The following is a 13,435-nucleotide window of genomic DNA, read 5'->3' as shown; positions in this document are numbered from 1 at the left end:
GATCAGTGCTCCTCGGCTTCAGCGGCGAGTTCGATTTCGACCTGGGCCAATTGCTCGCGCAATTGCGGGGTGGGCTCGGCGAACACGTGCCGGAACAATTCGGTCGGGTCGGCGGGGCGGTCGGCGTTCATGGCCGCGCGCAGCGCGGCCGCCTCCGCCTCGACCTCGACGGTCAGCTGCTCGTCGAAGGCGTCATCGACCCTTCCCTGGGCATCCAGGTAAGTGCGCAGGCGGCTGATCGGATCCCGGGTGAGCCACTGCTCGACCTCGGCGGATTCGCGATAGCGGGTGGCGTCGTCAGCATTGGTGTGGGCGTCGAGCCGATAGGTGTGGGCCTCGACGATGACCGGCCCATTGCCCTCGCGGGCGAATCGCACGGCCTCGTCCATGACGCCCATCATGGCGACCGGATCGTTGCCGTCGACCTGTTCGGAGCCGATGCCGTAGCCGACGCCCTTGTGCGCGAGCGAGGGCGCGGCGCTTTGCCTGGCCAGTGGCACGCTGATCGCGAAACCATTGTTCTGTACCAGGAATACGACCGGCGCGTGGAACACCGCTGCGAAGTTGAGCGCCTCGTGGAAATCGCCCTCGCTGGTCGCGCCGTCACCACACAGTGCCAGCACGACCGTGTCCCGCCCGCGGCGTTGCTCGGCGTGCGCCAGGCCCGTGGCGTGCAGGAGCTGGGTGGCCAGCGGCGTGCATTGTGGCGCGGTGCGGTGCGCGGCCGGGTCGTATCCGCAGTGCCAGTCGCCCGCGAGCATGCTGAGGATCTCGGCGGCCGGGATTCCCCGCACGGTCATGGCCATCGAGTCTCGATAGGTGGGGAACAGCCAATCGGTGGGGCGCAGGCACATCGCCGCGCTGACCTGGCACGCTTCCTGTCCACGCGCGGACGGGTACACCGCGAGCCTGCCCTGCTTGGTCAGCGCCGTCGCCTGCTGATCGAATCGCCTGCCGCGCACCATCTGCCGGTACACCTCGACCAGGCGATCATCGCCGGGGCGGGGGTAGCGGGCATCGCTAGGGGTGAGGTTGCCATCGGCGTCGAGATACTGGACGGCGCTCGCCGCGGGCAGGAACTTCTCGAACTGCCGCGCGGATGGCGGCTCAACGAGGGTCATTTCTGTCTCCGGATACGTTGATACATGGTCGAATACGGGAATTGATGTGTGCAGATCGTCTACACAGAGTCTGCGAATTGAGGCCAAGGTTCAATGAAAAACTAAATTCTGTAGATGATCTGCTCACAAGGGTGGGTTCAGGCGACAATTGGTCGTCACGCGGACCGAATCGGCCCCTGCGGCTGGATGAATGGCCCGTCCGGCGGGCTGGGGTGACGGGTCAGTCCGCCGGACGGCCGGCCGAGCTGCCCCGCGGATCGGTGTCGGTCAGCGCGTGCAAAGCGGGTCCGAGCAATTCGAGGATCGCCGGGACGTCGGTGCCGGTCAGCGCTGGCAGCGATCCGTTCGCGTGTACGGCGCTGATGCCCGCCACGCAGGCGACCGCCAGCGCCGAACGCACCGCGGCGTCGCCGGTTCCGGTGTCGGTCAGCCGTTCGACGAGTGGCGCGGTGAGTTTGTCGACCACCTCGCGGGCCCGATCGCGCGCGTCGGCGCTGGCCATCGGGTCGAGCAGTGCGAGTGCGACCGGTCCCACGCCCTGCCGTGTCTCGACGCGCCGCAACAGGGTCTCCGCGATGGTCTGCACGTCCGACAGATCCTCGACCTCGGGAAGGCGGATGGTGTCGTCGGTCGTGATAGCGGCGAGGTAGAGCCCGTCCTTGTTGCCGAAATACCGGGAGATGAGCGCGGGGTCGACGCCCGCGCGCTCGCCGATCGCGCGGATGGTGGTCTTGGCGTAGCCGCGTTCACCGAACAGCGCCCGGCTGGCCGTGAGCAGTGCCTGCTTGCGCGCCTCGGAATCGTAGGGCCGCCGCGACCGGCGCGCCGGCGCGTCGCCCGCCGCGGCGTCGGTTCCGGGCTGCGGCGGCTGTAGCGTCCGCAGGGCGTGTGCCACCACGTCGTACACCTCGAACGCGTCGGGAAAGACGGACCCGAGATTGGTGAACGCGTGTGGCGCGCGGGCGTATTCGTGATAGCGCACATCGACGCCCGCTTCGGTCAGCAGCCGGGCGTAGCGCCGGTTCTGTTCGACGAACGGGTCCCAGCCGCTGCTGATCAGTACCGTCGGGGGCAGGCCCGCGAAATCGCTGTTGCAGAGCGGACTGAGATGTGGATCAGCCGCGTCCCCCGGTGCGGGCGCGTAGCAGCGGACGATCCAGCCCAGCCTGCGTTGTTCTGCGGCGATGTCGACGACCCGCGCGGCTGCGCCCGTGGTCGGGAGCTTCTCGGTCAGGTCGTACAGGCCCGAGAGCAGGACCTGCAGGCCGATCCTGTCGGGATGCTCGCGGGCCACCGTGGTCGCGAGACTGGCTCCGGCGCTGTCGCCCCCCACCGCGAGGCGGGCCTGATCAACGCCGTGTGCCGCGGCCTGGGTGAGGATCCAGCCGAATGCGGTGCGGGCGTCGTCCAGCGCGGCCGGATACGGATGCTCGGGGGAGAGGCGATAGTCGACGGAGAACACCACCGCCGGTGTACGCGCGGCCAATTTCGCGGCAGACCACTTCGGCCGCGTCCAGTGTTCCGCGCACCCACGCCCCGCCGTGCAGATACATCAGTGCCGGTGCGGCCTCTTGCGCGGCCAGCGTGGCGGGGCGGTACATGCGTGCGAGCACAGCGCCGAAGCTATGCCCGAATACTGCGGCGGGCGTGCCGATTTCGGTCAGGGCCGCGTGGAGTTCCTCCACTTCCCGGTCGAGGCTGATGGCGACCGGCCGGGTTCACTGCGGCGTGGTTGCGCCGATCGAGCAGCAGGACTCGATATCGCGAGCTCAGTTGCTCGGCGACGGCCTGCCAGTCGGCGCCGGCCGCGCGGCTGCCGTGGACGACCAAAACCGCGGGGCCCCGGCCGATCTCGGTCACGGACAGGCGTGTGCCGTCGGCGGAAGTGACCTACATTCAAACTCCTCTTTGCGCAATGAATGTTTGTCAGCAGGTGATGAAAATTGCAGGAATGATGATGACATTCGGTGAGAACGCGAAGACCGTGTTGTGCGTCGTGGGCGATGTGATGGTCGATCGGGACGACCCGTCCGTCATCTGGACGCATGTTGATGACCTGTTGCGTACCGCGGACCTGCGGGTGGCGAACCTCGAAGGGTGCTTCAGCGACCGCACCACGCAGGCGGTTAACACCCATGGCAAGGTGACGCCCGCCCTGCGCAACCTGAGTGCACTACCCAGGATGTTCGATCTGGTGATCGGCGCGAACAACCACATTCTGGACGGCGGCGGCGAGGCCATGCTCAAGACTCTGGATGAGTTGCACAGTCTGTCTATCGCCACCTGCGGTTTCGGGCGCAATCTGGCCGATCCGCGCGCACACGATCTATCACGTGTACGACGACTTTCACGCGCCTGGGCGGCCGCTGGATATCACCACCGTTCCCTACGAACAGGATCTGGCGGATCTGTGCACGGATATCGCGGCCGTGCGCGCCGAAGCGGATGTGGTGAACGGGCAATTCCATTGGGGTGAGGCGAATCGCCCGGCGGTGCTGCTGGGATACGAGCGCGCTATTGCCCACGCCGCGATCGACGCGGGCATGGATGTAGTGCTCGGGCTGTCGGTTTAGTGCCTTGCACGATGACCCCGGATGGCCGGGTCATGCCTAGGCGGCTCGACAGCCAGGATGATGCGCAGGTGGCGGACTATCTGCGGCAGGTGACCGCCGACGAGGGAATGCCGACCAGCTATCGGCCGTTGCCGGACCGGCAGCTGGGCGGCTTCGACCTCATGGGTGTGTTGCCCACGAATGCGGCTATCCCTGCCTGACGCTCGCGTTCACGACCGGGCTCGGGAGCAGCTTGGCCAGCGCCTCCTTGAGGAGCTCGCGAGGAGGCGTGCCGCCATCGACGGCACGCAAGCAGACATGCCCATCGGGGCGGACGAGAACCGCCCCGGACGCCTCGATTCCATACCGCGCCAACCAGTCCTGCCCCTCCTCCACGACGAAGTCGCCGCCTTCACCGATCGTGTATGTGGCGGTGGGCAGTTCGCGAGCAGCCGACAAATCCTCCAGCGCCGCATGCCACTCCGTGCCCTGCGGGGTGGTCAGGAGAACGAAATCGGTGTGCAGCAGGTCGATTGTCGAGATCCGGTTACCCTTCAGGTCGCGCAGCCATACGTGCGGTGCATGCGCGCCCGGTGCGGCGGAGGGGAGGTAGTCGCTGACGATCGATGCCGGTTCGATGGTTCCATCGTCGATGATTGCCGCGGAATCGTAGATAAATCCGAATTGCTGGCCGTAGGACCAATATTGGTCCTCCTGCAAGGGAATTGCGTCGGCGATCTGCTGGCGCACCGGGCCGCCGTCGGGCCTTTCGATGCGGGCGAGCATGTCGGGATCGGTCATGACCCATCCGACCTTGGCCGACGCCTCGACGTTCCGGTGAATCTGTTCGGCGTTGAACCACGCGACCGCGCGCCGCTCCTCATCATAGGTATCGAGTACGCACTCTTCGGCGTGGCCGTGCAGCACCAGTGCGAGCTTCCAGGCGAGGTTCTGCGCATCCTGGATGCCGCTGTTCATGCCGAATCCGCCGCTGGGCGGAAGCCGGTGTGCCGCATCGCCGATCAGGAAGGTCCGGCCCGAACGGAACCTGTCGGCAATGGCGGCATCGATGGTCCAGGGGAAGACCCGTTCGAACTCGACCTCAGCCTCCGCGTCGCCGATTGCGGATCGGATCACCTCGGTGCAGCGTTCCGGCGGGTAGTCCGCGACCGATTCCCGGTTGGGATCGTATCCCCAGCTGTATACCCAGCGACGGTCGCCGTCATAGGTGAGGAACGCGCCCGTGGTGTCCTGGTTGATGATCCACCAGAGAATGTGGTTGCGATCGCCCAGATAGGGGCGGAGGTCGCCGACGAAACACGCGTTCAGCTGGTGGCCCTTGGTCGGTGAGACCGGTGCCTCGATGCCCAGCAGCCCGCGCACGGTGCTGTGCGCGCCGTCGGCTCCGACCACGTACTTGGACGAAATGCGCCGGACCGCGCCGGTTTCATCCTCGACGGTGAGCGCGACATGGTCGTCGAGCTGTTCGAGATGAGTCACGCGCAGGCCCGTTGTGAGACGGACCGACGGGAACTCACGTACCTTCTCGACGAGGAAGGGCTCGAAAACGTCCTGCGCGCACCAGGCGATCATCTCCGGGGATTCCGAGTAAGCGCGCTCGACGCGGTCGGGATCCGACATCAGATCGATGGATCCGATGTCGGCCGTATTCAATCGGGTCATGTAGCCGAAACTGGACCAGCGCTCCAGCGGCAAGTTGCCGACCCGGCGCACATCCTCCGCCCAGCCGAGCTGGCGCATGATCTCCATGGTCCGCGCGTGCAGGCCGATTGCCCGCGGATGCCGCAGCCGGGTGGTCCGGCGTTCGATCACTTCGACCTCCACGCCGCGGCGACCGAGTTCGATCGCCATCATCAGGCCGACCGGTCCGCCACCGACGATGACGACCTCGTGATCGGTTCGTGTTGTAGACATGGATAGTGCTCCTACTGGTTTTCGATCGAGGTGTTTGCGGCTAGATTTCGAAGATTGCCGAGGGTGGCGTTCAACATCGCGTAACCGGGCATATTGGCCTGGATCGCGCGATATTCGGTGAGGGTCTCGGTATTCGCGTAGGACTTCTGAAATTCGGACGCGAGAGACATCCATGTGCGCGGCACGACACCCAGCTGGGTGAAGCGGGCCATCGCGCTGTGATGCGCGGTGAGGCTTGTGCTGGCGGTCGCGTCGGCGACGATCGAGACGCCGTAGTCGCGCCGCAGGGCGCTCATGGTCGTATGCATGACGCAGCCATCGGACATCAGACCGGCAATGACCAGGTGCCGGCGTCCGGTCGCCATGACGGCCGCAGCGAACTCCTCGTCCTCGAAGGCATCAAAGGACAGACCGCGATGCTGCACTAGATGGTCCCCGAGTACCTCCGCGATCTCCGGGTACAGCACACCCCGGGGGTCGTGCTCAGGGCCGACGGAAACGATCAGCGGGATGCCGTAGGCGAGCGCCGTCTGTGCGAGAGCGCGCCCGCCGGAGACGTTTTCGGCCACGGTCTGCGACGCGATCAGCGGGGCGAATCCGCTGACGTAGTCGATGAGAACAATGCAGGTGTTCTCGGGAGTTCGGACCTCGATGTCCACTGTGATTCTCCTGAATAGGGATTCGGTGATCGTTCGGGAATCGCCCTGAACGCAGTCACTTCTCATCTCCGATCGGCGTCTCCATGACGCCGAGCCCCGTGATCTCCATTCGCACTACGTCGCCGTCGCGCAGGAACTTCGGGGGATTCTGGAATGCGCCGCAGCCGGTGGTGGTGCCGGTCATGATGACATCGCCGGGGGACAGCTCGATGACCTTGCTGAAATCCTCGATCAGGTGCGGGATGTCGACGATCATCTCGGAACTGCTACCATCCTGGCGCAATTCGCCATTGACCCAGCAGCGCAGCTGGAGTCGGTGGGGATTGGGGATCTCGTCCTTGGTGACCAGCCACGGTCCCAGCGGCGCACCGGTCGGGATGCCCTTGGCCCGCGTCATCTGTGAAAAGAGCGGGCTGATGTGGACATCCTTGAATGCCAGATCGCGGGCGGTGACATCGTTGGCGATGCAATATCCGGCGACGTGGTCGTAGGCGTTCTTCGCGGCGATGTGCCGCCCGCCGCGACCGATGACGACGGCGATTTCGGTTTCGTAGTCGAGCTGTTCGGTCTGCGCCGGGCGAATGAGCGCGTCACGCGCGCCGATTACGGTATTCGACGGCTTGAGAATGATGATCGGTTCCGAGGGGGAAGGGGCGTTCTTCATCCCCGCAGCCTCATCGACATGCGACTGATAGTTGCCACCGGCCACCAGCACCTTCTCAGGGAAAGGAATAGGCGATCCGAGGCGGGTGGTAGCGGGGTCGAGCCACGAGATCGACTGCGTGGCCGTATCGTTCGCGGTCGCCTTCTCGATCTCGGGTTGCAGCCAGTCGAGCATGGCGACCAAGGTGTTGGAGTCAACCGCGGTCAAACCGAGCGACCGCAGTAGTGGGTCCAGCGGCGCGATTCCTCGCTCCGGCACGAAGATTCCCGGACGTTCGGCCCGCTCGGGTCCGTAACTGACTATCTTCATTTTCGATTCCTAACCTTGTGGGGACGGGTCGTACTCGAGCCCAATGAATCCCGAATAGCCGATTTCTGCCAATGCCTGTGTGACCCCATCGAAATCGATGCAGCCGGTACCGGGCCGCCCGCGCCCGGGTGAGTCCGCGAACTGCACATGGCGGATCAGCGGGCCGTATTCGCCGATGGCGATCGCCGGATCGATACCCATCGTTCGCAGGTGGTAGGTGTCGAGCAGCAATCCGATATTGCCGTGGCCGCTCTGTGCGATCGCCTCGGTGACCAGCGCCGCGGTGTCGCCGATGTTCGTCAAGGGAAACCGTGGACTGTCGATGGCATTGAGCGTTTCGACGACCACCGTCACGCCCAGCTCTGCGACCCGGTCGGCGATTCCGACCAGCCTGCGCAAGGCGAGCCGGTCCTGGTATCCCGGATCATGACCGTCGATCCGATTTCCGTACAGGGCGTTGAGGATTGTGCACTTCGTGTCCGCGAGAATCTCGACGGCCGATTCCAGATTGGTCCGCACGCGTATCTCGTGGCCGGGGTCGGTCAGTAGCCCGCGCTCTCCGGCACTGGGGTCGCCCGCGTCGAGATTGAGGGCCGCCAGCCGGACTCCCGCACACCGCAGCGTCGAGCAGAAACGATCGATTTCCTCCACCGCCGGTGCCGATTGTGCGAAGGGCCACCAGGTTTCGACGTAGGAGTAGCCGTCGCCGGCAGCCGCGGCGACGCGCTGCTCGACCGGCAGCCGGGAGTACAGCATCGAGAGATTGGCCGCCCATCTCATCGAGGACCCACCTGCGCCGCCGTACTTTTGTGGTCGAGCCGGGCGAGAGCTGCCGGATCGAGCTCGCCGGCGCCGCACGCCACGGCCGCCCGGAATGTCGCGGTGGTGGCGTCGAGCACCGGTCCGCTGAGGCGGGCGTCATCACGTAGGCGATTCACCAGGTCCAAGACCTCATTCATGCCGGAGATAGTGGCGCCGGTGTGTTCTACCGCCTCGAGCTCGAGCTGGGTGAAGGCGCGCCGGAGCATGGTGCTCTCGGCCCATCCACTGAGCAGGACCTCTGCGGCGAGGCCGAGATCGATGCCAACCCGGTCGAGTACTCTGATCGCCTCGGCGGCGGCGGTCATGTGCGCGCCGACCAGCAGCTGGTTCACGAGTTTGAGTTCGAGGCCCGTGCCGGAGCCGCCGACGCGAGTGATGCGAGATCCGAAGGATTTCAACAGCGGAGTCACCTGGTCGATGGCGTCGGCGTCACCGCCGGCCATGATCGCGAGTGTTCCCTGCGCGGCTCCCGCCGGCCCGCCGGTGACCGGGGCGTCGAGGAATGCCGCACCGCGCTCACGGGCCAAGGCAGCAAGGTCGCGGGCGTTGGCTGGTGCGAAGGTGCCGTGCTCCACGAAGATCTGGCCGGGCCGGGCTCCGGCGAGCAGACCGTCGTCGCCACCGTAGATAGTCTCGACCGCGAGAGTGTTTCGCAGACAGGAGATTACGACGTGGCTGGCCCCGGCGAGCTCCCCTGCGCTGCCACACCACTGCCCGCCCGCGTTCTCCACGGCGAGTGCGTTCCCGCGGGTTCGATTGTGTACGGCGAGCTGATGGCCCGCGGCGATGATGCGGGTGGCGATCTGTGTCCCCATCGCCCCTGTTCCGATCAGGCCGACATCGAACATGCTCATCGCGCCGCCTGCAGGAAATCGAAGTCGCAGCCCCGATCGGCCTGCGTCACGTGCTCGGCGAACAATCGCGCATACCCGCGCGCCTGGGGAGCCGCCGAGGAATCGGTGCCGTCGTTTCGCTGTGGCCCTTGATGATTCGGGCCACTCTCAAGGCTGCGCCGTTCCAATTCGGCGGAGTCCACCAGCAGATCGAGGGTGTTGCGGGCGGTATCGAGCTCGATTAGGTCCCCGTCGTGGACGAGTGCGAGCGGTCCGCCAGCTGCCGCCTCGGGAGCCACGTGCAATACGACGGTTCCGGTCGCGGTGCCGCTCATCCGGGCATCGGAGATGCGCACCATGTCGGTGACGCCCTGCTCCAGCAGTTTTCGCGGAATGGGCAGGTGGCCGACCTCCGGCATACCCGGCCCGCCGATCGGGCCGGTCCCGCGCAGCACGAGCACCGATGTCGCATCGACCTTCAGATCGGGGTGATCGATCCGCGCCCGCAGGTCGTCGACACCGTCGAAAACCACCGCTCTGCCAACGTGTTTGCACAGTCCCGGATCCGCGGCGGACTGCTTGAGGAGCGCGCCGTCGGGGGCGAGGCTGCCGCGCAGCATGACCAGCGACCTCGCCTGGCCGACGGGATGAGTCAGCGTCGATAGGCAGCCCGCGATCGAGGCCGGGTCCGTCGCAGTCTCGTCCCAGCTGCGGTCGTCGCCGGACATCGCAGTCATGTCGGCGATTTCGCGCAGCCGGCCCATGAGTGCGGGAACTCCGCCATCGGCCTCGAAGTCGTGCAGGAAACGTCGCCCGGACGGTTTCACATCGGCCAGCAGGGGAGTCGAGTCGCTGAGCTTCTGCAAATGCGCCGGGGTCAAAAACAATCCGAGCCGGCCCGCGATCGCCTGCAGGTGGATCACCGCATTGGTCGAACCGCCTACCGCGCACACTGCGCGAAGCGCGTTGTCGAACGCGCTCGGTGTCATGACAGCGGCCGGGGTGATGTGGGCTCTGGCGCGTGCGACGATGGCTCGTCCGGTGTGCTCGGCGGCTGCTGCCCGCTGCGCCGAGCCCGCTGGCAAGAGCGCCGTGCCGGGCAGCGCCATCCCCAGCACCTCTGCGACAACAGCCATGGTGACGGCGGTTCCCATTACATTGCAGGTGCCGACTCCGCCGCTGAGGCAGCCTTCCAGCCGCGACCAGTCGCTGTCGGACAAGTGGCCGGTCCGGCGCTGATCGATGAGCGGCCAGAGGTTCTCGACCGCCATCGGCCGACCCTCCCAGGTCGACAGCGGGCGGGGGCCGGCCGCGAGTGCCAGTGCGGGTTTGCCCGCGCTGGCCGCACCCATCAGCTGGGCAGGCAGGGTCTTGTCGCAGCCGCCCAGCAGGACGACCCCGTCGATCGGGCTCGCGGTGATCATTTCCTCGGTGTCCATCGCCAGCAGGTTCCGCAGATACATGCTCGACGGACGTGTGAACGCCTCCGCAAGGGAGATGGTCGGGAACTCGAGTGCCAGCCCGCCCGCTGCGGTGATCCCGCGTTTCACATGCTGAGCGAGCTCTCTCAGACCTGCATTGCAGGGATTGAGCTCACTCCACGTATTGGCGATGCCGATGACCGGCCGCTGGCGGACCGTCAAGGCCGACAAACCGGTTCCACGCAGGAAGGCTCGGGTGATCAAGCCGTCCGGACCTTCCTCGGACATCAGCTCCCCACCGATTCGGTGGGTGCTTTCCTGAGACATCGTTTCCTCACCCTGCCGCGATTGCGGCAGCTTTGCTGCAATCAGGGTTGTATTGAATGGCGCTGCGAGCTCGACAGTCGGGTCTCGCGGCCGATGGGATCTCGGCACGAAGCCGAGTGATGGCTACCACAATGACATATGCGTTAGAGATTTTGGAAGAACTTTGTAGATATATCAGTGGGATCTCAGTGGGTTACACTCATGATCTCAGGATTTCAGCTGGTGAAAGAGGGGCTATGTCGCTCACCGACGAGGTGTACGAACGGATCAAGGACCAGATTCTGCGGGTGCAGCGGGCACCCGGCACCGCCATCTACGAGGCGGAGCTGGCCACCGAGTACGGGGTGTCCAAGACGCCGGTGCGCGAGGCGCTGCGACTGCTGTCGCAGACCGGGTGGGTTGTGGTGCTACCACGGAAGGGTTACCTGGTCCGGCCGGTTGAGTTGCGGGATATTCGCGATATCTTCGCGGTCCGGCGCATGATCGAGCCGGAGGTTGCCGCGGAGGCGGCGACCCGTGCGACATCGGATGATCTGGAGCTGCTCGCGCGCATGCTCGGCGAACAACACAATGCCTCGGGCACGGACGCCGCTCTGGGCGCGGCGAGCGCGTTTCACCTGGCGTTGGCCGATATCGGCGGCAATCCGAGAGTTCGGACCATTCTGCAGGACCTCACCGACGAGGTACGCCGGTTGCACTATCTACTGCCCCAGATCGAAGAACACATCACGTCAGCGGAGGAACTGCGCGCCCACGATCTGATCCTGACGGCCTTGCGGGACCGTGACTCGGAGCAGGCTCGTGAGCTAACCATCGAGCACCTCAACGAGGTCGCGCAGACGCTGGTGCGCGGGTTCTCAGGGGTTTAGACGAGCATCTCCTGGGTCGGGCCGGGATCAGTGACGGAGGAAGAAGAGTTCAGGGTCACCTGCGTCCAGGCCGTGGACGAGTCCGACGACGTGCCAGCCGAGGCGTGTCAGCAGCGACTGCATCGAGTGGTTCGAGACGTTAGTCGAGGTGAAGGGCTTCGCGGTGGTGCACTCGGCCACTGCGGCGTCGAGCAACTTTGCCCCGATGCCTCGCCGTCGGGCGTTGGGGGCGACCATCGGCACGGTGACGAAGCCCTGGTCGAAGAAGGTGCATTCCAGCACGAGGTAGCCGAGCGGTCCCGACTATCCCTCGGCCATGAGCGTGGACCCTTGCTCGCACCAGCGGCGGATCTTCGCGACGCGCTGCGCGTCACCGGCTGCTGCGGTCGAATCGATTCCCGCCAGGTCGGCCCAGTCCGAGGCATTGGCGCGGCGGATGATGAACTCGCTCGGGTTCTCGCTGCTATGTCGTCAATCGTCGCCGCTATCTCGGGAGCGTCGGTGGTGGCGGTTCGTAGTTGATGAACGACGTTGCGGGGTACCAGATTTGGGAAGCGTGGCGAGGACGTCATACATCAACATTGTGAGCAATGAAATCGACATCCTCACCGGTGCACGCTGCAGTGCAGTCGATCAGACCCACTCGGGTCCGGGACCTACGGCTTCCTCGAAGATCAGCCAGGTTCTCGTCGACCGCACGCCTGGCAGACCCTGCAGTTGTTCCAGCACGATACCGCGGAGCGCCTGATTGTCCGTGGCGCGCACCAGGACAATCACGTCCAAATCGCCGCCCAGCAGGAAGTAATGGTCGACGAACGGCAGGGTACTGAGCGAATCCGCGATACTGTGCCAGCGCTCCTGTCGAATCGACATGGCCACCAAGGCAGATGCGCGTAGTCCGGTCTTCTCATACCCGATGCGCGCCGAGAAGCCTTCGATGACGCCGGATTGCCGGAGGCGGTCGAGCCGTACATAGGCGTGGGCTCGGGAGATATGGGTTCGCTCGGCCAATTCGCGCATCGACAGTCGCGCATCGCGGGACAACTCCTGGATGATGCGCCGGTCGATCTCATCGATGCTGGTTCGGGCCGCTTCGTCGGTGGTCATATGTTTACTCTCTGTCGCTGTTCTAGGGTGCTGGAAGACTGTTTGCCGGAATTGGACGCCCACCGGAGTCTATTTGTCTAGCAATATGACGATTATGTTGTCAATGCTGCCTCGGATGGCAATTCTGAGCGGACATCTTTGCGGGTCGAGGGACGAGGAAAGGAGTTCGGGCGCTATGGAAGCGACAATGCAGAGCGCACAGACCGCTGCGCCCCGCGGTGCGCGCGTCGGAGTGGTTCGCGAAACGAACCCGGACGAACGACGCGTCGCATTGGTGCCGAAGATCATCCCGGCCCTGTTGAAGCAGGGCGTCGAGGTGATCGTCGAGGCCGGTGCCGGTCTGGGCGCGTTGATTCCGGACGAGGCGTACATCGAAGCCGGTGCGACGCTGGGTGATCCGTACAGCGCCGACGTGGTCGTGAAGGTCGCCGCACCGAACGACAGCGAGATCGCCAAGCTGTCGTCGGGGCAGACGCTGATCGGGTTCCTCGCACCTCGCAACGCCGACAACAAGATCGGCGCGCTGAAGAGCGCGGGCGTGCAGGCCTTTGCGGTGGAAGCCATTCCGCGTATCTCCCGCGCCCAGGTGATGGACGCGCTCTCCTCGCAGGCGAATGTCGCCGGCTACAAGGCCGTGCTGCTGGCCGCGTCGGAGTCCACCCGCTTCTTTCCCATGCTGACCACCGCCGCGGGCACCGTGAAGCCCGCCACCGTGCTGGTGCTCGGTGTGGGTGTCGCCGGTCTGCAGGCTTTGGCGACCGCCAAGCGCCTCGGTGGCCGGACCACCGGTTACGACGTCCGCCCCGAGGTCGCCGA

At 65.5% G+C, this 13,435-nt stretch carries 12 protein-coding genes and 2 pseudogenes; 4 read left to right on the top strand and 10 right to left on the bottom strand.

Translation table 11 applies throughout. The features are described from left to right. Positions 1 to 2: 2 nt before the first annotated feature. Complete coding sequence (pdhA, locus tag ACWEQQ_RS26935) at positions 3 to 1,121, bottom strand: pyruvate dehydrogenase (acetyl-transferring) E1 component subunit alpha (protein ID WP_452350187.1); 1,119 nt, start codon at positions 1,119 to 1,121, stop codon at positions 3 to 5. A gap of 220 nt (positions 1,122 to 1,341) precedes the next feature. Next, entirely contained in the window at positions 1,342 to 2,607 is a 1,266-nt protein-coding gene (locus tag ACWEQQ_RS26930; RefSeq protein WP_452350186.1) for an alpha/beta hydrolase fold domain-containing protein, read from the bottom strand. Positions 2,608 to 3,036: 429 nt separating this feature from the next. Here ACWEQQ_RS26930 and ACWEQQ_RS26925 point away from each other — a divergent pair. Continuing rightward, positions 3,037 to 3,694, top strand: a pseudogene (locus tag ACWEQQ_RS26925) (CapA family protein). Between the two features lie 32 nt (positions 3,695 to 3,726). Next, positions 3,727 to 3,894: a hypothetical protein gene (locus ACWEQQ_RS26920; protein WP_452350185.1), complete on the top strand. Its 168-nt coding sequence runs from the start codon at positions 3,727 to 3,729 to the stop codon at positions 3,892 to 3,894. On the opposite strand, the gene ACWEQQ_RS26915 is transcribed toward ACWEQQ_RS26920, so the two are convergent. The 6 genes from ACWEQQ_RS26915 to ACWEQQ_RS26890 form a co-directional block, all read right to left on the bottom strand. Continuing rightward, positions 3,881 to 5,608, bottom strand: coding sequence for an FAD-dependent monooxygenase (locus ACWEQQ_RS26915; protein ID WP_452350184.1), 1,728 nt, complete (start codon positions 5,606 to 5,608; stop codon positions 3,881 to 3,883). The genes ACWEQQ_RS26920 and ACWEQQ_RS26915 overlap by 14 nt on opposite strands. Positions 5,609 to 5,619: 11 nt before the next feature. After that, positions 5,620 to 6,267: an isochorismatase family protein gene (locus ACWEQQ_RS26910; RefSeq protein WP_452350183.1), complete on the bottom strand. Its 648-nt coding sequence runs from the start codon at positions 6,265 to 6,267 to the stop codon at positions 5,620 to 5,622. A 55-nt stretch (positions 6,268 to 6,322) separates the two neighbouring features. Next, positions 6,323 to 7,105: a fumarylacetoacetate hydrolase family protein gene (locus tag ACWEQQ_RS26905; RefSeq protein ID WP_452350182.1), complete on the bottom strand. Its 783-nt coding sequence runs from the start codon at positions 7,103 to 7,105 to the stop codon at positions 6,323 to 6,325. A 144-nt stretch (positions 7,106 to 7,249) separates the two neighbouring features. Beyond that, positions 7,250 to 8,020, bottom strand: a complete 771-nt coding sequence (locus ACWEQQ_RS26900) for a hydroxypyruvate isomerase family protein (RefSeq protein WP_452350181.1) — start codon at positions 8,018 to 8,020, stop codon at positions 7,250 to 7,252. After that, positions 8,017 to 8,916 (bottom strand): NAD(P)-dependent oxidoreductase, encoded by a 900-nt coding sequence (locus tag ACWEQQ_RS26895; protein WP_452350180.1) that lies wholly within the window; start codon positions 8,914 to 8,916, stop codon positions 8,017 to 8,019. Before ACWEQQ_RS26895 ends, ACWEQQ_RS26900 begins: the two co-directional genes overlap by 4 nt. Then, on the bottom strand, positions 8,913 to 10,643 hold the full coding sequence (locus tag ACWEQQ_RS26890; RefSeq protein ID WP_452350179.1) for a dihydroxy-acid dehydratase: 1,731 nt from the start codon (positions 10,641 to 10,643) through the stop codon (positions 8,913 to 8,915). The genes ACWEQQ_RS26895 and ACWEQQ_RS26890 overlap by 4 nt, the downstream gene beginning before the upstream one ends. A gap of 236 nt (positions 10,644 to 10,879) precedes the next feature. On the opposite strand from ACWEQQ_RS26890, the gene ACWEQQ_RS26885 reads away from it, so the two are divergent. After that, positions 10,880 to 11,512 carry a GntR family transcriptional regulator gene (locus ACWEQQ_RS26885; RefSeq protein WP_452350178.1) on the top strand — a complete coding sequence of 211 codons (633 nt, stop codon included), beginning with the start codon at positions 10,880 to 10,882 and terminating at the stop codon, positions 11,510 to 11,512. A 27-nt stretch (positions 11,513 to 11,539) separates the two neighbouring features. Here ACWEQQ_RS26885 and ACWEQQ_RS26880 read toward each other — a convergent pair whose 3' ends face one another. Together ACWEQQ_RS26880 and ACWEQQ_RS26875 are read right to left on the bottom strand one after the other, a co-directional pair. Further along, positions 11,540 to 11,794, bottom strand: coding sequence for a GNAT family N-acetyltransferase (locus ACWEQQ_RS26880; RefSeq protein WP_452350177.1), 255 nt, complete (start codon positions 11,792 to 11,794; stop codon positions 11,540 to 11,542). 351 nt (positions 11,795 to 12,145) lie between these two features. Continuing rightward, complete coding sequence (locus ACWEQQ_RS26875; protein ID WP_452350176.1) at positions 12,146 to 12,619, bottom strand: Lrp/AsnC family transcriptional regulator; 474 nt, start codon at positions 12,617 to 12,619, stop codon at positions 12,146 to 12,148. A 175-nt stretch (positions 12,620 to 12,794) separates the two neighbouring features. Here ACWEQQ_RS26875 and ACWEQQ_RS26870 point away from each other — a divergent pair. After that, positions 12,795 to 13,435: pseudogene (locus tag ACWEQQ_RS26870) on the top strand (NAD(P)(+) transhydrogenase (Re/Si-specific) subunit alpha); the annotation flags it as partial.

It is taken from the genome of Nocardia sp. NPDC004123, assembly GCF_053603795.1.
Note: the sequence above shows the minus strand (reverse complement) of the source record. Positions and strands in the feature narration are given on the sequence as shown.